Consider the following 16,237-nt stretch of genomic DNA (forward strand, 5'->3'; position numbering starts at 1 on the left):
CTTAACCGCTTGTTAATCAGGTCTTGGCGAATTCTGTGGAAAACTTTTTAAAATATTAACATGCTTTTGGGACTTTTCGGGACTTTTCGATTTTTTTTTAGACTTTCCTTTTCTATTTTTGTGAGGCTGATTTATTTCAAAATCAAAACATTTAATCTCTTGAAATTGAAATATGTAGTCGTTTTTAATCGATCTAAATCACATCACAAATAGTATAAAACGCGAATAAAAAGTAAAAATTATGGGCATTTTTGATAAAAGAGTAAGCTACAAACCGTTTGAGTATCCAGAGATTTTACAATTTGTGGAAGCTATTAACAAATCGTTTTGGGTGCATTCTGAAGTAGATTTTACGGCAGATGTGCAAGATTTTCATTCTCAGCTACAACCACATGAAAAGATGGCTGTAAAACACGCTCTTTTGGCTATTGCTCAAATTGAAGTTTCTGTTAAAACATTTTGGGGTAACCTTTACAACCATTTGCCAAAGCCAGAATTCAATGGATTGGGAGCAACGTTTGCTGAATGCGAATTCCGTCATTCCGAAGCTTATTCTAGATTGTTAGAAGTTTTGGGTTACAATGAGGAGTTTAATAAAGTTATTGAAATTCCAGCAATTCGTAAAAGAATTGATTTCCTTTCAAATGTTTTGAAACACGCTAATTCTACAACGCCCAAAGAATACGTTTCTTCATTGTTGTTGTTTTCGATCCTAATAGAAAATGTGTCTTTGTTTTCTCAGTTTGCGATTATTTTGTCGTTTACAAGGTTCAAAGGTTTTATGAAAAATGTATCCAACATTATTGCTTGGACGTCGGTGGACGAACAGATCCATGCCAATGCTGGTATTTATTTAATTAATAAAATTAGAGAAGAGCAACCAGACTTATTAAGCGATTCTGACATCGAAGATATTTATACTTTAGTGGATGAGTCTATCGCATTGGAAGCTGAGATTCTTGATTGGATTTTTATGAATGGCGAGCTGGACAACTTCTCAAAAGAAGATCTTCTTAACTTTATGAAATACCGTGTAGATGATTCTTTAAAGAAAATCGGAATGAAAACCCGTTACAATGTTTCTCCAGAACAATACAAGCCAATGGTATGGTTCGAAGAAGAAGTTTTTGCCAATTCTATGGACGACTTTTTTGCAAAAAGACCAGTTGATTATACAAAGCACGACAAATCGATTACAGCAAACGATTTGTTCTAAACTCAATTTTATTTTTTAATTTTAAATATAACATCACACCTTGTGATTCCCAATATAACCAATCTATGATGGACGAAAATATCGATATCTGGTGGCTCAACGAAGAGTCCGAGCAAATGCTTAACAGAGGCTATCTTCTTAAAGGAGAAACTGTAGAAGGTGCAATAGACCGTATTACAACGGCCGCAGCGAAAAGATTATTTAAGCCTGAATTGCAACCGGCTTTCAAAGAAATGATTGTCAAAGGTTGGATTAGCTTCTCATCTCCGGTGTGGGCCAATATGGGAACGCAAAGAGGATTGCCGATTTCGTGTTTTAACGTTCATATTCCTGATAGCATCGAAGGGATCACACACAAAATGGGTGAGGTCATCATGCAAACCAAAATTGGTGGTGGAACATCTGGTTATTTTGGAGAATTAAGAAATCGTGGAACAGCGGTGACAGACAACGGAAAATCTTCTGGAGCAGTGTCGTTCATGAAGTTATTTGATACCGCGATGGATGTTGTGTCCCAAGGTGGCGTAAGACGCGGTGCTTTTGCAGCTTATCTTGATGTTGACCATGGTGATATTGAAGAATTTTTGTCGATTAAAGATATCGGAAGTCCCATTCAAAATCTATTTACAGGGATTTGTGTTCCAGATTATTGGATGCAAGATATGGTAGATGGCGATATGGAAAAACGTAAAATCTGGGCAAGAGTTTTGGAAAGCCGTCAACAAAAAGGTTTGCCATATATTTTCTTTACAGATAATGTTAACAGAAACAAACCTCAGGTCTATAAAGATGCAGGGTTGATGGTTAATGCAAGTAATCTTTGTTCGGAGATTATGTTGCCATCAACAACCAATGAATCTTTCATTTGCTGTCTTTCTTCCATGAATCTGGAATTGTATGACGAATGGAAAGATACCAATGCTGTTAAACTGGCTATCTATTTCCTCGACGCAGTTTTATCAGAATTTATTGAAAAAACCGAAGGTAACTATTACCTAACTTCTGCACGTAACTTCGCGATGCGACACCGTGCTTTAGGTTTAGGCGTTTTAGGCTACCATTCGTATTTACAAAAAAATATGATTCCGTTTGAAAGTTTTGAAGCAACACAATTCAATGCACGCGCTTTCAGACATATTAAAGAAGAAGCCGAACAAGCATCTCGTGAGTTAGCAAATATCTATGGCGAGCCAGATATGTTGAAAGGCTATGGCATGAGAAATACAACTTTGATGGCTATTGCGCCTACAACGTCCAGTTCTGCAATTTTGGGACAAACCTCGCCAGGTATTGAGCCGTTCGCTTCCAACTATTATAAAGCTGGTTTGGCAAAAGGAAACTTCATGCGTAAGAACAAATATTTGGCTAAATTGTTAGAAGAAAAAGGTCTTGATAACGAAGAAACCTGGAGAAATGTTATGCTTAACCACGGCTCTGTACAACATCTGGAAGGTTTAACAGAAGATGAAAAAGCAGTCTTTAAAACCTTTAGAGAGATTTCTCCGATGGAGATTATTTCTCAGGCAGCGCAAAGACAACAATATATTGACCAAGCGCAATCGCTTAACTTGCAGATACCGTCAACAATGCCTGTTAAAGATGTTAACTATTTGATGATTGAAGCTTGGAAAAAAGGTGTTAAAACCCTATACTATCAAAGAAGTTCTTCGGTTTCTAAAGAACTGATGGTCAACTTCGTTTCATGTTCTTCTTGCGAAGCTTAAATGATAATAAATAATTGATATAAAAGCCATGGATTTTTCTATGGCTTTTTTATTTTAGATTTAAAAATGAAATAAAACAATTTTTTCTAACTTTAAACTTTAAATTGTATTAAAATGAAATTCGGACAAGTTGAAGATCCCTCAAAAATAGATTTCAGTTTACCAACTGATCATCCACAAACTAAAACGATTTTAAATCTAAATAAATCTGGTCTAATAGACATAGAAATTGGATGCGCCAAATGGAACAAAACCGACCTCAAAGGCTTTTACCCAAAAGGAACAAAAGACGAATTAAGCTATTATTCTACACAATTTAATTCGATTGAGCTGAATGCAACGTTCTACGGAATGCCTTCGCCTGCGCAAGTCGTAACATGGAAAGACAAAACATCAGACGATTTTAAATTTTTTCCAAAAATCACCAATACCGTTTCGCACTTTCGACGACTGAAAGACGTCACAGAGCCTGTAACACAGTTTGTAACGTCCGTTATGAATTTTGATGAAAAGTTGGGAATGGTTTTTTTACAATTGCACGATAATTTTAAACCTAAAGATTACGATCGGTTAGAAAAATTTGTCAAAGATTGGCCTCGTGATGTGCCTTTGGCTATCGAACTCCGAAATACAGAATGGTTTACAGACGAAGATGTTTTTAACCAAACTTGTGAGCTTTTTGAAAAATATAATATTACAAATATTATTGTTGATACAGCGGGACGACGCGATATGTTGCACATGCGATTGACTACGCCCGTTGCCTTTGTACGCTATGTTGGTGCCAATGCAGAAAGCGATTATAAAAGACTCGACGATTGGTTGACGCGTTTGACAATTTGGAAAGAACAAGGTTTAGAACATTTGTATTTTTTCGTACACCAAAACATTGAAAAAGCCTCACCTTTGTTATCTGCACATTTTATTGAGAAATTAAATAAAGCTTGGGGCGAAAACCTCCATATTCCGCAAATGGCTACGGAGCCATCGAAATTGACTTTGTTTTAAATAAAAGAAGCAGCTCAACCGAGCTGCTTTTCTTTTTATGACTCATATTTTATTATGGCATTTTGAATCCTCTTGTGGTAATTCTGCCATATTCGTCAACATACTTTACTTGGACATTTCCTTTATAATCGTTAAGGATTTTTTCTACATCTTTTTGACTGTTAACAGGTTTGCCATTTATTTCGATAATGATATAATTATCTACCACGCCAATTTTGTCCATTTCACTATTTTCAACAACATTTCTTGCGATAACGCCACTGTTTAGTCCGTAGTTGGTTTTAATTCGGTCACTTAATGGGTCAAAGTCGCTACCAATTTTTTCTGTCACGCTAAGGTCGGCTTTGCTTCTTGCTGAAGTATTTCCTTTTTGATCTTTAAGAACTACCGTAGTCGTAGTCGCTTTACCATTTCTTGTATAGGTAAGTGCAACTTTGTCGCCAGGACGTTTGCTGCCAATTACGAAAGATAAATCAGCAAAGCTATTGATATCTGTGTTGTCAATTTTTGTAATAACATCTCCTACGCGAATTCCGGCATCACTTGCCCCACCGTTGTCTGTAACTTCGCTTACAAAAATTCCGTTACCAGTTTTGAGATTGGCTTTTTTCTCACGGTTGTAAGCCATAACCTGCATATCATTTGACAAGTCTAAAGTGCCAACACCTAAGAAACCTCTTTGTACCAAACCGAATTTTTTAATATCCTCAATAATTTTTCTTGCTAAATTAGAAGGTACTGCAAAACCGTAGCCTTCATAATAGCCCGTGTTTGATGAGATTGCGGTGTTTATTCCGATGAGGTCACCATTAATATTTACTAAGGCGCCACCGCTGTTTCCTGGATTAATAGCAGCATCCGTTTGGATAAAACTTTCAATTGGTGTTCTCGATTGTTGGCTAAGAAGATCGATACTTCTACCTTTTGCTGAAATAATCCCAGCTGTTACCGTTGAGTTAAGTCCCAGCGGATTACCAACAGCTAAAACCCATTGCCCAACTTCTACTGCATCAGAATTTGCGAAATTAAGATAAGGTAAGCCTTTTTCTTCAATTTTTAATAATGCTATATCTGTGTTAGGATCTGTTCCTACAAGATTTGCGATATATGATTTTTTATTGCTTAATACAACTTCAAGTTTATTAGCACCTGCAATAACGTGATTGTTAGAAATGATATAACCATCAGGTGAGATAATAACGCCAGAACCTAAACCAGAAGGCATATTTTTAGGTGGTTGTTGACGTTGCTGTGGTTGACCACCGCGACCAAATGGGTTCCCGAAAAAGAAATCGAATAAATCTTTTTCTGGTGCTCTTTGTGCGGATCTGTCAGAATAATTTTTTATGGTAACAACTGCGGGAACGGTAGTTTTGGAAGCTTTTACAAAGTCGTCACCTACAGCCGCCGAATTCATGCCTACGAAGTTAGCTTTCGGACTTGATTTTGTGAAATAAGAGAAATCTTCTCCTGAGTTTTGCGGATCGAAATATTTAATAGCTCCAAAAGTAGTAGCTCCAGATAAAACACCCACAACAGCTAATGGCATTAGTTTTTTTAAAGTATTCTTCATTTTATATCTCTTTTTTTTTATTTTGATTATTGTCTAACAAATTTAATGCTAAATAAGTATAAACTAAAAACTTAGTGTTACATGTTTAACAAAATTTAACCATTATTAAATATAAATTAATAAATATTGACTGATTTTAAGAGTTTTTTAAACTGTTTTAAAATCTTTTTATAATACTATCCTAACTTCTATTCATTATGTAATAGGAAATTTTGTCAATATTTGTTCAGCAATATGAAATCTTGTCATAGAAAGGGTGATTGTAAACGAACAAAACTATCAATTGGGAATTATTTTAATCAAGAATAAATTAATTACCTTTGCAAAAATTTATTGATAATAAAATGACAAAAACAGGAAGAATAGAACTAATGTCTCCCGCAGGAGATTTTACTTCGTTACAAGTGGCGATTGACAATGGGGCAGATTCTGTTTATTTCGGAGTAGAGCAGCTTAATATGCGTGCTCGCGCTTCCATGAATTTTACAATTGACGATCTCCCAGAGATTGCAAAACGTTGTGAAGAAAAAGGTGTTAGAACTTATTTGACGCTCAACACAATTATATATGATCATGATTTGTCAATCATAAAAACACTCCTAGACAAAGCCAAAGCAGCCAATCTTACAGCAGTAATTGCTATGGACCAAGCGGTGATTGCTTATGCCAGACAAATCGGTATGGAAGTGCATATCTCGACGCAGATTAATGTAACCAACATTGAAACGGTCAAGTTTTATGCTTTGTTTGCAGATACAATGGTGATGAGCCGTGAGCTAAGTATTAGCCAAATTAAAAAAATCTGTAGCCAAATTGAAAAAGAACAGGTTAAAGGACCTTCTGGTAATTTGGTAGAAGTTGAAATCTTTGGTCATGGTGCTTTATGTATGGCGGTTTCAGGAAAGTGCTATTTAAGCCTTCATTCTCACAACTCATCAGCAAATAGAGGTGCGTGCAAGCAAAATTGTCGTAAAAAATATACTGTAATCGATCAAGATTCTGGTTTCGAAATCGAATTGGATAACGAATATATGATGTCGCCAAAAGATCTTTGTACCATCGGATTTTTAGACCAAATTACAGATGCTGGGGTTAAAGTTTTGAAGGTTGAAGGACGTGGACGTGCGCCAGAATATGTTGCGATGGTAACCAAATGTTATCGTGAAGCAATCGATAGTGTTGCGGAAGGTACTTTCTCTCAAGAAAAAGTTGCAGAATGGATGAAGCAATTAGAAACGGTTTATAACCGCGGTTTCTGGTCTGGATATTATCTTGGTCAAGAGTTAGGAGAGTGGTCTGCTAATTCTGGTTCTAGTGCGACACAGAAAAAAGTCTATATCGGAAAAGGAAGACACTATTATCCAAAATCCGAGATTGCTGAATTTTTAATCGAAGCTTATGATTTAGCTGAAGGCGATACCGTTTTGATCCAAGGCCCAACGACAGGTTCACAAGAGATGGTAATAGAAGGTCTCAAAGTAGATGCTAAAGATGATGCTACAAAAGCGACAAAATCAGACGTTGTAACTTTTAAAACCGACTTTAGAGTTCGCCCTTCTGATAAACTTTATAAAGTTGTTAAGGTTGAAGAGCCAGGCACTCAGCAGAATAATGTAGAAGAAGGTGTTTATTCTCATTAATTTTAAATTTATTCAGAGTTAATGGTTATTGTAACATTGCAAAGAGATAAGTGTATCGGCTGTAATTATTGTGCAGAGTTTGCACCAGACTATTTTAGAATGTCTAAAAAAGATGGGAAATCTGTACTTCTTAAATCCATAGAGAAAAAAGGTTTTTTTACAATAAAAACACCATTTCCAGACGCTTTTGAATCTTGTGATAAAGCAGCAAAAGCTTGTCCGGTTAATATAATTTCAGTTAAAGAAATTTAGATGGACACTATTTTTCAACAAAAATCAGTTTTAAGAGAAAAATATTTAGAAAAAAGAATGACCTTGTCAAAAGACGAGGTTTTTCTATTTTCTAAAGGAATCTTTGACACTTTTATTTCTAATTTTGAAATTAAATCAAATTCTAAAATCCATTGCTTCTTGCCCATTGTTTCGAAAAATGAGATAGATACCAGCTTTTTCTTTGATTATTGCTTCAAACATAATATTAGAATTTTTGTTCCAAAAGTCGTCGGTGATAAAATTATTTCTATTGAAATAAATCCAGATTCTGAATTTAAAATAAGCAAATGGAATATCCAAGAGCCTGTAAGCAATCTGGATTCTGGAGAAATTGAGTTTGATATTTGCATCACGCCGTTGGTCTATTGTGATCCGTTAGGAAATAGAATTGGTTACGGAAAAGGATTTTATGATAAGTTTTTTGAGGAAAATAAAGTTATTTCAAAAATTGGTCTTTCTTTTTATAAGCCAGTTGAGTGTGTTGATAATGTTTTTAAAACAGATGTTCGGCTAGATTATTTAATAACTCCTAATTATTTTTTTGTATTTTAAAAGTTTTGATTTGTTTTAATTCATTGTAAATCAGTGTTTAAATTTGTAAAATAGATTACAAAAACATTACAAGCGAATTATTTTATTCATAGTTTTTAGTGTTATAAATTTGGAATGTTCAAAATGAAAGAACGAAACACAGATTTTATATATTAATAATTAAAAAACCATTTATTATGAAAAAAGTATTTTTCGCAGTAGCTATCGCTTCATTAGCAGTAGTATCTTGTAAGAAAGCAGAAACAGTTGATACAAAAGTTGATTCAGTAGCTACAGATATGGATTCTTTATCTAAAGAAGTTGATACTGCTGTTGCAAAAGTTGATTCGGTTCAGGCGAAAGTTGACTCTGTAAAAACTGAAGTTAAAGAAGCTGTTGAGGCGGTTAAATAATCATCCGAAACTAAATTATTAAATAAAGCCACCGAGTCTCGGTGGCTTTATTGTTTTATTTTCCAGAAGATGCTTTAGGTAAATTTGTTGTTGTTGGTGGTATGATAATCGTTTTTATGCTATCTTCTTTTTTATTCAATTCATCATAAAAATTCTTGAAATAGAACTTAAATTCGTTATTTGCTTTTGTGGGAACCGATTTTAAGACATATTGTGCGTCACGTTCGTAACTTCCTATGAATAATTTTTTATTATTAAAATACTCAACATTGAATTTTGCAATGTCAAAAGTGTCTTTGCCAACTATTTGCCGCTGAATGCTTAATTTGTTGATGTTGGCGTAGCGTACTTTTAGACTATCCAGATCTTTGAAAAGAGGTTTCAATTGCAAGGAATCGGGCTTCAAAAAATAACTTTGCATTTGTGCATAGATTACAGAATCTATTTCAGTGTCTTTATTTCCTGAGATATAAAGCGTGGAAAGATCCAAGAGATCTTGTATCTTTTGCTTTGTAATGGTGTTAATCGCTTGTGCACTATCCATTTTTATGGAAGGGATAGTATTGCGGTTATTTTTATATTTAACATCGTTGATAGTCGTGTCGCCTTCGTATTTTTTGTTACAAGACGCCATAGAAACTATTGCAATTGCAACGAATAATCCGTGTAGTAGTTTACTTTTCATTGGTAGAAATTTTAAAGCGGATAAGTACAATTTTTCCATTTTTCATCTGTGTGTCAATCACATTCAGGTTTTCCAAAGCAGTTGTTGGTAAGGTTACAAGGCTAATGTATTTTTGTTTGTCAAGTCGCTCTACGCCATATGTTTCGTTGTCATAAACCTGGGTTATTTGAGCGTTATCACTAATTAATTGATTGAGTTGCTCTCTTTTCTTTTTGAAATCTTTAATAGAACGAGAATAATAGTACAACAGAATGGCGTAATCATTCGGTTTTAGTTCAATATTTTCGTTGCTTGGTGCTGTTTCTAGATTGCGTTTTATTGTATCTGTTTTGTAAAATGGCGACGATACAATCATGGTTAAAGTTTTACTTTTGGTGCTGTATCTAAAAGGTTCATTCGGCTTAACACGAATGAGAATTGGAGATTCGTTTTCATTTAAGATTTTAACATCCAATTCGTCTTTAATTAAGGTGTTTCTATCCGAATCGATAAAGCTATACGTAAAATCATTAATTAACCATTGATCTCTAAAAATTAAAAATAAAATTAAAAGACTTAATACACTAGTTATCAAATACCAGATATTTCTTTTAAAAAAATTAGAGTTTTTAATCTGTTTTTTTTCTTTTGTTGTTTGATTATCAGTACTGTTTATTTGTAAAACATTATTTATTTCTTCTTTTAGAATGTCCTTTTTTTCTATTGAGATTAGTTGTTCTTGTTCGGCTTCAGGTTCTAAAGTATTTAATATTTTTGGAACTGTATTTTCTATAGAATTTGTTAGAGGTAAGTCCTGTTCCGTAGATGTATTATCGTTTACTAGAGCCTTTTCCTCAAATATAACTTCTTGTTGGATAGATTCTTTAGGAAGTTCAATAGGTTTTAATTTTTTATAATTAAACCAAGATTCATAACCCGCGTAATTTGATAACAAATTTAGCATGTCAATTCTCGGCAATTTCTTTACAGGAGCCGTTTTGAAGTATGTGTAAAAAGATTTTTCGCTGATGTTGCCTTTAGCATATTTTCGCAAATCTTCTTGGAAGTAGATAATATCTATTCCTTTCCATTTGCTAATATCAGCTTGAGAAGGGGTGTGATTTTCTAAATATTTAGTTTCTACCTCCTTTTTTAGCTGTTCAAAGTATAAAATTTCTAAATTGTCCAATATTTGAAAAATTTATAATTACCTGTATTACAGTAATGTTTATTTGTAAAACTATTTTACAAAGATATTACAATTAATTTTCTAACACAAATATTTTTCTCACCATACCTTTGTCCTGTTCAAATTGAAAGAACAGAAAAGAATTCATTTAAAATAACAAACAAAATTAAATTTAATTTATTATGAAAAAGTCATTATTTGTAGCTGCTATCGCTGCTGTTGCTCTTGTAGCTTGTAAAAAAACTGAAAACGTAGACGCTGCTAACACTGATTCTGCTGCTGCTATGGTTGACTCTGCTGCTGCAACTGTTGATTCTGCTGCTGCTACAGTTGATTCTGCTGCTGCAACTGTTGATTCTGCTGCTGCTAAAGTACAAGATGCTGCTGCTGAAGTTAAAGAAGCTACAAAATAATTAAAAATTATTTGTAAATGAAAACCGTTTCGAATCTCGAAACGGTTTTTTTTATTTCCTTTTTTGTCTTAAAGCTTCATAGCAAGTTATTGCCACGGCATTGCTTAAGTTTAAAGAATCTATACTGCCGACCATAGGAATTAAGGTGTTTTTTCCTTTGTCTTTCCAATAATCACTCAGACCCGAATGTTCGGTCCCAAATAATACAGCACTTTTTACCGTCATATTTCTAGACGCTAAATCCTTGGCGCCATCTGACATGAAAGTGGTATAGATCTCGAAATCTTCCTTTTGCAAAAATTCGTAGGCTTCTTCATTGGTTACCGCGCAAAAATTCATTCCAAAAAGACAACCAACACTACTTCTGATAACATTCGGATTAAAAAAATCAACTTTAGGATCTGTAACAATTAATGCGTCAATGCCAAAAGCTTCGCAGCTTCTTAAAATAGCTCCTAGATTTCCAGGCTTTTCAATGCTTTCCAGAATAATAACTGTTGAGGTGTCTTTTATTTTTAAAGAATCGATATTCAGTTCTTTATTTTTGTAAACCCCAATTATTCCTTCTGTTGTCCCGCGATAAGCCAACTTTTCATAGACAGCATTACTTACAAAATGGATCGGTTCGCAAGGATTTGTTCCTCCAAAAATTTGAGGTGCGATATAAAACTCAATCGCTTCATAACCAAATTGCAAAGCACGTTCGTTCTCTTGTTGTCCTTCCACCACAAAAATTCCCGCTTTTTTTCGATCACTATTTTTAGTCAGCCAACGGCTTACTTTCTTTATTTTTTCGTTTTGAAAACTTTCAATAATCTGCATTTCAGCAATTTTTCAGCAAATTACGGTAATATTTTTAGCTTTTTCAAAATTTTGATAGCTTTTCAGGAGCTATTCCCGCTTTCACTACTCGCTATCTCGAGCCAGCTCTTTTGCCTTCCTTTCGAGATGAGCTCAGACATACCGTTCAATCGGGGCTAAAAAATTCAACACCGAAGTCCTGTACAGAAAGTTATTTAGATTCAAAAAATATTTATCTTTGTTGTATGATTCTACGAGGAGAAAATTTAATTAAAGAATACGGGCCTAAAAAGGTGGTAAAAGGTGTTTCGGTACAGGTTCAACAAGGTGAGATTGTAGGTTTGTTGGGACCCAATGGAGCAGGTAAAACTACTTCTTTCTATATGATTGTTGGATTGGTGAAGCCTACTTCTGGAAAAATTTTCCTCGATAATAAAGAAATCACCAGCGATGCCATGTATCGCAGAGCTCAAAAAGGAATCGGATATTTGGCTCAGGAAGCTTCTGTTTTTAGAAAATTGTCTGTGGAAGATAACATTTTAGGAGTTCTACAATTGACAAAGCTTTCCAAAAAACAACAGCAGATGAAATGTGATGAGTTGATTGAAGAGTTTTCTTTAGAACATGTTCGGAAAAACCGTGGCGATTTGCTTTCTGGAGGTGAAAGACGTAGAACAGAAATTGCCCGTTGTTTAGCAACAAGTCCGAATTTTATCCTTCTAGATGAGCCTTTTGCGGGGGTTGACCCGATTGCGGTGGAAGATATTCAGAAAATTGTGAGAAGTTTGGTGGACAAAAATATCGGAATCTTAATTACCGACCACAATGTGCAGCAAACTTTAGCGATTACCAATAAAACCTACATTATGTTCGAAGGGAAAATCTTAAAAGAAGGTCTTCCTGAAGATTTAGCGAATGATCCACAAGTTCGTGAAGCCTATTTGGGTGAAAACTTCGTTTATCAGAAAATTGAAGATAAACCAAAATCAAAACATTGGGTGTATAATATCTGGGCTGGAGATTTTGATTCAAAAACAGAATTTCAAGCTTATGCAGATGATACTTTCCAAAATACAAGCGATTTAAAACTTCTTCATGGTTTTGAGGATATCAGTTTTGCTTCTTTGGCCAATTCTGAAATCGAACATATTTTTGCTGAAGTGGTGGACAAAAACGCACACAATTCTTTCATCCTCCAAAAAATAGAATTGCGACCTAATAGAAATTTGGACGAAATTAAAAACCAAGCCGAAAAACTTTCCAGTCAGAAAATGAAGTTTCTAACATCGTTTGATACTAAAACAATATAAAAATGGAAAGCCCAGAATTAAAACAAGAATTTCAGTCCACACCGGAACTTCTAGAAAAATTATATGAATACAGCATGATAAAAAACTATCAGGCTGGAGATATTATTGTGGACGAAAATTCTCAAATACGATCGATTCCTATTGTCACAAAAGGTGCTATGAAAGTGGTGCGTACTGAGGAAGATGGTCGAGAAATACTTTTGTACTATATTAAAGCTGGCGAATCTTGCATTATGTCTTTTTTGGGTGGTTTACACAACGAAACCAGTAAAGTGAAAGCTGAAATAGAGGAAGATGCCGAAATACTTTTTCTTCCAGTATCCAGAGTTTCAGAGTTTATAAAAGATCATCCAGAATGGTTGGATTATATTTTTAAATTGTATCATAAACGTTTCGAAGAACTTCTTGGAATCATCAACGAAATTGCTTTTAAAAAAGTGGACGAACGCTTATTAAACCTCCTCGAAAAGAAAGCTGAACTCACACAATCTAATAGCCTCAACGTTACTCACGAACAACTTGCTAACGAGTTGGGAACTGCGCGTGTAGTGGTTTCTCGCCTTCTGAAGCAACTCGAAGAAAACGGTGAAGTACAACTTGGACGCAACAAAATTACTTTGCTTTAGGAGAATCAAGAGCCAAGAATCAAGAGCCAAGAACCAAGAGTCAAGAATCAAGAAATTAGTTTTCTTGAACTTCGTTCGTAAAACTTCAGTTGATATTCAGACTTACAACTTACTACTAAAAACCATCAAGCAAAAAATCCTTTTGTAACAAAAGTAGCTGCGCATCTCTTTTGATTTGCTGAATTTTGCATTACAAAACAAGAGAATGGAGATAGCAGGATTTTTAGCATCAATTTTAATAGGAATTTCTTTAGGATTAATCGGCGGTGGCGGAAGTATTCTTACGGTTCCTGTATTGGTGTATCTTTTTCATGTAGACGCTGTTTTGGCCACTACTTATTCGCTTTTTGTAGTGGGAGCAACCAGTTTTGTGGGGTCAACCACTTATTTCAAAAATAAATTAATAGATTTTAAAACGGTTTTTGCATTTGGTATCCCTTCAATAATTGGAGTGTATATTTCCAGACAGCAAATTTTACCTCATATTCCAAACGTATTTTTCAATATTAATGGTTTTGAAGTCACCAAAAGTAATTTTTTAATGCTTTTTTTTGCGGTTTTAATGTTGATGGCAGCATTTAAAATGATAAAAAAAGATACAAAACCAAATAATACCTCTCATCAAAATTACAATTATCCATTGGTGGTTTTTCAAGGTTTTTTGGTGGGAATTATAACAGGATTTGTAGGTGCCGGTGGCGGATTTTTAATTATTCCAGCTTTGGTAAGTTTACTAAAAACTCCTATGAAGAAAGCCATCGGAACATCTTTACTGATTATCGCTATTAATTCTGCGTTCGGTTTTGTAACCTCTTATGCACACTTTGGAGAAGTCAATTGGAAGTTTTTATTGAGCATTACCACAATGGCAATTATAGGAATTTTAATAGGAAGCCGACTTTCCAGAAATATTGATGGTAAAAAACTAAAACCCGCTTTTGGTTGGTTTGTCCTTGTGATGGGCATTTTTGTCATCGTAAAAGAAATGTTTTTTTAATCGATTAGAAGTTTTGAATTAGTTTCGTCTAAAGTCTAAAGTCTAAAGTCTAACTTCTAAAAATTCCTAATGTAACAAAAGTAACTGTGCAGGAATTTATTTATCAAGAACTTTGTACAACTAAAATAAAGAATATGAAAATAGAACAAATTTATACAGGATGTTTAGCTCAGGGAGCTTATTATATTGTTTCAAATGGTGAAGCCGCGATTATAGATCCGCTTCGTGAAACGCAATCTTATACAGATAGACTAGCAAAAGATAATGTTCGTTTAAAATATATTTTCGAAACCCATTTTCACGCAGATTTTGTGAGTGGACACGTAGATTTAAGTAAAAAAACAGGTGCGGCAATTGTTTACGGACCAACAGCCAACCCAGATTTTGAAGCTATTATCGCAGAAGATGAACAAATTTTCGAAATTGGAAATATCAAAATTAAAGTGCTTCATACACCTGGACATACTTTGGAAAGTACCACCTATCTTTTGATGGATGAAAACGGAAAAGAAACTGCAATTTTCTCTGGAGATACCTTGTTTTTAGGAGATGTTGGTCGTCCAGACTTGGCTCAGAAAGCTGCAAACATGACACAAGAAGATTTGGCGGGAATGCTTTACGACAGTTTACAAAATAAAATTATGCCTTTAGCGGATGACGTTACGGTGTATCCTGCTCATGGCGCGGGTTCGGCTTGTGGTAAAAATATGCAGAAAGAAACGGTGGACATTTTAGGAAACCAAAAGAAAACCAATTATGCTCTTAATCAACCTAGTAAAGAAGCGTTTATAAAAGCTGTTACAGATGGTTTGTTGCCGCCTCCTGCTTATTTTGGAATGAATGTAGCGATGAACAAACAAGGTTATCAAAATTTTGATGAGGTTCTTAATAATGGATTAAGAGCGCTTTCTGTAACGGAATTTGAGGAGGTTGTAGAAAATTCAGAAGCTTTAATTTTAGACGTTCGTGCTGCGGCAGATTTCGCAAAAGGCTATATTCCTCAATCTGTAAACATCGGTCTTAAAGGCGATTTTGCACCTTGGGTAGGCGCTTTGATAAAAGATGTTAAACAACCTATTTTGTTGGTGACAGATCTTGGTGATGAAGAAGAAACCGTTACCAGATTGAGCCGAGTTGGTTTCGATCATACTTTAGGATTTTTAGAGGGAGGTTTTGAAACTTGGAAAAATTCAGGGAAAGAAATTGATACCGTGAACAGAATTTCTGCAACGCAATTTAATACTGAGTTTAATGAAAATGTAAAAGTAATAGACGTTCGTAAGGAAAGCGAATACGAAGCTGAACACGTAGAAAACGCTTACAGAAGACCTTTGGCGTATATTAATGATTGGATTGGAGAGGTGAAAGCTGATGAACATTTCTACATACATTGTGCGGGTGGATACAGAAGTATGATGGCTGCAAGTATTTTGAAAGCGCGTGGTTATCATAATTTTTCTGAAGTTGAAGGTGGTTTCAATGCCATTTCAAAAACAGATGTTCCCAAAACTGAATTTGTTTGTCAATCTAAAATAATGTCGTAATGTTCGGATTTTTTAAAAAACTTTTTGGTTCCGAAGATTCGGAAAGGCTAGTAGAAGTTATCAATAACGGAGCTACTTTAATAGATGTTCGTTCCAAAGGTGAATTTGCTTCTGGAAGTGTGAAAAATGCGGTGAATATTCCGTTAAATGAAATTTCTTCTAAAGTAAATTCATTAAAAAATAAGGAAAATATTGTTGTATTTTGCCGTAGTGGAATGCGCAGTAAACAAGCGCAATCTATTTTAGAACAAGCCGGAATTACCAATGTTTTTAATGGCAGTTCTTTGCAAAATATGAAAAACATTACCCGTTAAA

The 16,237-nt window shown here is 34.6% G+C and carries 16 protein-coding genes and 1 pseudogene; 13 read left to right on the forward strand and 4 right to left on the reverse strand.

Annotation, left to right across the window (positions count from 1 at the left end):
- Window positions 1-241 precede the first annotated feature (241 nt).
- The 3 genes from ACVFVN_RS07525 to ACVFVN_RS07535 all read left to right on the forward strand — a co-directional run bounded on the left by ACVFVN_RS07525 (window position 242) and on the right by ACVFVN_RS07535 (window position 3,948).
- The gene (locus ACVFVN_RS07525) at window positions 242-1,216 is read left to right on the forward strand and encodes a ribonucleotide-diphosphate reductase subunit beta (protein WP_165133737.1); all 975 of its coding nucleotides are present in this window, start codon (window positions 242-244) and stop codon (window positions 1,214-1,216) included.
- A 68-nt stretch (window positions 1,217-1,284) separates the two neighbouring features.
- The gene (locus ACVFVN_RS07530) at window positions 1,285-2,940 is read left to right on the forward strand and encodes a ribonucleoside-diphosphate reductase subunit alpha (protein ID WP_456234844.1); all 1,656 of its coding nucleotides are present in this window, start codon (window positions 1,285-1,287) and stop codon (window positions 2,938-2,940) included.
- Between the two features lie 114 nt (window positions 2,941-3,054).
- The gene (locus ACVFVN_RS07535; protein ID WP_456234815.1) at window positions 3,055-3,948 is read left to right on the forward strand and encodes a DUF72 domain-containing protein; all 894 of its coding nucleotides are present in this window, start codon (window positions 3,055-3,057) and stop codon (window positions 3,946-3,948) included.
- A 52-nt stretch (window positions 3,949-4,000) separates the two neighbouring features.
- Here ACVFVN_RS07535 and ACVFVN_RS07540 read toward each other — a convergent pair whose 3' ends face one another.
- The gene (locus ACVFVN_RS07540) at window positions 4,001-5,521 is read right to left on the reverse strand and encodes a Do family serine endopeptidase (RefSeq protein WP_456234816.1); all 1,521 of its coding nucleotides are present in this window, start codon (window positions 5,519-5,521) and stop codon (window positions 4,001-4,003) included.
- 344 nt (window positions 5,522-5,865) lie between these two features.
- Here ACVFVN_RS07540 and ACVFVN_RS07545 point away from each other — a divergent pair, with 344 nt between their 5' ends.
- The 4 genes from ACVFVN_RS07545 to ACVFVN_RS07560 all read left to right on the forward strand — a co-directional run bounded on the left by ACVFVN_RS07545 (window position 5,866) and on the right by ACVFVN_RS07560 (window position 8,378).
- Window positions 5,866-7,161, forward strand: a complete 1,296-nt coding sequence (locus tag ACVFVN_RS07545) for a peptidase U32 family protein (protein WP_456234817.1) — start codon at window positions 5,866-5,868, stop codon at window positions 7,159-7,161.
- A gap of 21 nt (window positions 7,162-7,182) precedes the next feature.
- Entirely contained in the window at window positions 7,183-7,413 is a 231-nt protein-coding gene (locus tag ACVFVN_RS07550; RefSeq protein ID WP_456234818.1) for a ferredoxin, read from the forward strand.
- On the forward strand, window positions 7,414-7,986 hold the full coding sequence (locus tag ACVFVN_RS07555; RefSeq protein ID WP_456234819.1) for a 5-formyltetrahydrofolate cyclo-ligase: 573 nt from the start codon (window positions 7,414-7,416) through the stop codon (window positions 7,984-7,986).
- A gap of 176 nt (window positions 7,987-8,162) precedes the next feature.
- A complete protein-coding gene (locus ACVFVN_RS07560) occupies window positions 8,163-8,378 on the forward strand; it encodes a hypothetical protein (protein ID WP_165133719.1) in 216 nt (71 codons plus the stop codon).
- 55 nt (window positions 8,379-8,433) lie between these two features.
- Here ACVFVN_RS07560 and ACVFVN_RS07565 read toward each other — a convergent pair whose 3' ends face one another.
- Both ACVFVN_RS07565 and ACVFVN_RS07570 read right to left on the reverse strand, forming a co-directional pair.
- Window positions 8,434-9,063 carry a hypothetical protein gene (locus ACVFVN_RS07565; RefSeq protein ID WP_165133716.1) on the reverse strand — a complete coding sequence of 210 codons (630 nt, stop codon included), beginning with the start codon at window positions 9,061-9,063 and terminating at the stop codon, window positions 8,434-8,436.
- Complete coding sequence (locus ACVFVN_RS07570; protein WP_456234820.1) at window positions 9,053-10,231, reverse strand: hypothetical protein; 1,179 nt, start codon at window positions 10,229-10,231, stop codon at window positions 9,053-9,055. Before ACVFVN_RS07570 ends, ACVFVN_RS07565 begins: the two co-directional genes overlap by 11 nt.
- 182 nt (window positions 10,232-10,413) lie before the next feature.
- On the opposite strand from ACVFVN_RS07570, the gene ACVFVN_RS07575 reads away from it, so the two are divergent.
- The gene (locus ACVFVN_RS07575) at window positions 10,414-10,644 is read left to right on the forward strand and encodes a hypothetical protein (RefSeq protein ID WP_165133711.1); all 231 of its coding nucleotides are present in this window, start codon (window positions 10,414-10,416) and stop codon (window positions 10,642-10,644) included.
- A 51-nt stretch (window positions 10,645-10,695) separates the two neighbouring features.
- On the opposite strand, the gene ACVFVN_RS07580 is transcribed toward ACVFVN_RS07575, so the two are convergent.
- Window positions 10,696-11,466, reverse strand: a complete 771-nt coding sequence (locus ACVFVN_RS07580; protein ID WP_456234821.1) for a TrmH family RNA methyltransferase — start codon at window positions 11,464-11,466, stop codon at window positions 10,696-10,698.
- 224 nt (window positions 11,467-11,690) lie between these two features.
- On the opposite strand from ACVFVN_RS07580, the pseudogene lptB reads away from it, so the two are divergent.
- From lptB to ACVFVN_RS07605, 5 genes and pseudogenes are all read left to right on the forward strand, one after another.
- Window positions 11,691-12,416 (forward strand): annotated as a pseudogene (gene lptB, locus ACVFVN_RS07585) (LPS export ABC transporter ATP-binding protein); the annotation flags it as partial.
- A 341-nt stretch (window positions 12,417-12,757) separates the two neighbouring features.
- A complete protein-coding gene (locus ACVFVN_RS07590) occupies window positions 12,758-13,381 on the forward strand; it encodes a Crp/Fnr family transcriptional regulator (RefSeq protein ID WP_456234822.1) in 624 nt (207 codons plus the stop codon).
- 205 nt (window positions 13,382-13,586) lie between these two features.
- Window positions 13,587-14,378 (forward strand): sulfite exporter TauE/SafE family protein, encoded by a 792-nt coding sequence (locus tag ACVFVN_RS07595; RefSeq protein WP_456234823.1) that lies wholly within the window; start codon window positions 13,587-13,589, stop codon window positions 14,376-14,378.
- Window positions 14,379-14,512: 134 nt separating this feature from the next.
- Complete coding sequence (locus tag ACVFVN_RS07600; RefSeq protein ID WP_456234824.1) at window positions 14,513-15,922, forward strand: MBL fold metallo-hydrolase; 1,410 nt, start codon at window positions 14,513-14,515, stop codon at window positions 15,920-15,922.
- On the forward strand, window positions 15,922-16,236 hold the full coding sequence (locus tag ACVFVN_RS07605) for a rhodanese-like domain-containing protein (protein WP_456234825.1): 315 nt from the start codon (window positions 15,922-15,924) through the stop codon (window positions 16,234-16,236). Before ACVFVN_RS07600 ends, ACVFVN_RS07605 begins: the two co-directional genes overlap by 1 nt.
- Window position 16,237: the final 1 nt, after the last annotated feature.

It is taken from the genome of Soonwooa purpurea (assembly GCF_053891095.1).

Excerpts from the sequence above, each read along its gene's own strand:
- ACVFVN_RS07525 (WP_165133737.1), top strand. The coding sequence starts at position 242 with ATGGGCATTTTTGATAAAAGAGTAAGCTACAAACCGTTTGAGTATCCA.
- ACVFVN_RS07530 (WP_456234844.1), top strand. The coding sequence starts at position 1,285 with ATGGACGAAAATATCGATATCTGGTGGCTCAACGAAGAGTCCGAGCAA.
- ACVFVN_RS07535 (WP_456234815.1), top strand. The coding sequence starts at position 3,055 with ATGAAATTCGGACAAGTTGAAGATCCCTCAAAAATAGATTTCAGTTTA.
- ACVFVN_RS07540 (WP_456234816.1), bottom strand. The coding sequence starts at position 5,521 with ATGAAGAATACTTTAAAAAAACTAATGCCATTAGCTGTTGTGGGTGTT.
- ACVFVN_RS07545 (WP_456234817.1), top strand. The coding sequence starts at position 5,866 with ATGACAAAAACAGGAAGAATAGAACTAATGTCTCCCGCAGGAGATTTT.
- ACVFVN_RS07550 (WP_456234818.1), top strand. The coding sequence starts at position 7,183 with ATGGTTATTGTAACATTGCAAAGAGATAAGTGTATCGGCTGTAATTAT.
- ACVFVN_RS07555 (WP_456234819.1), top strand. The coding sequence starts at position 7,414 with ATGGACACTATTTTTCAACAAAAATCAGTTTTAAGAGAAAAATATTTA.
- ACVFVN_RS07560 (WP_165133719.1), top strand. The coding sequence starts at position 8,163 with ATGAAAAAAGTATTTTTCGCAGTAGCTATCGCTTCATTAGCAGTAGTA.
- ACVFVN_RS07565 (WP_165133716.1), bottom strand. The coding sequence starts at position 9,063 with ATGAAAAGTAAACTACTACACGGATTATTCGTTGCAATTGCAATAGTT.
- ACVFVN_RS07575 (WP_165133711.1), top strand. The coding sequence starts at position 10,414 with ATGAAAAAGTCATTATTTGTAGCTGCTATCGCTGCTGTTGCTCTTGTA.
- ACVFVN_RS07580 (WP_456234821.1), bottom strand. The coding sequence starts at position 11,466 with ATGCAGATTATTGAAAGTTTTCAAAACGAAAAAATAAAGAAAGTAAGC.
- ACVFVN_RS07590 (WP_456234822.1), top strand. The coding sequence starts at position 12,758 with ATGGAAAGCCCAGAATTAAAACAAGAATTTCAGTCCACACCGGAACTT.
- ACVFVN_RS07595 (WP_456234823.1), top strand. The coding sequence starts at position 13,587 with ATGGAGATAGCAGGATTTTTAGCATCAATTTTAATAGGAATTTCTTTA.
- ACVFVN_RS07600 (WP_456234824.1), top strand. The coding sequence starts at position 14,513 with ATGAAAATAGAACAAATTTATACAGGATGTTTAGCTCAGGGAGCTTAT.
- ACVFVN_RS07605 (WP_456234825.1), top strand. The coding sequence starts at position 15,922 with ATGTTCGGATTTTTTAAAAAACTTTTTGGTTCCGAAGATTCGGAAAGG.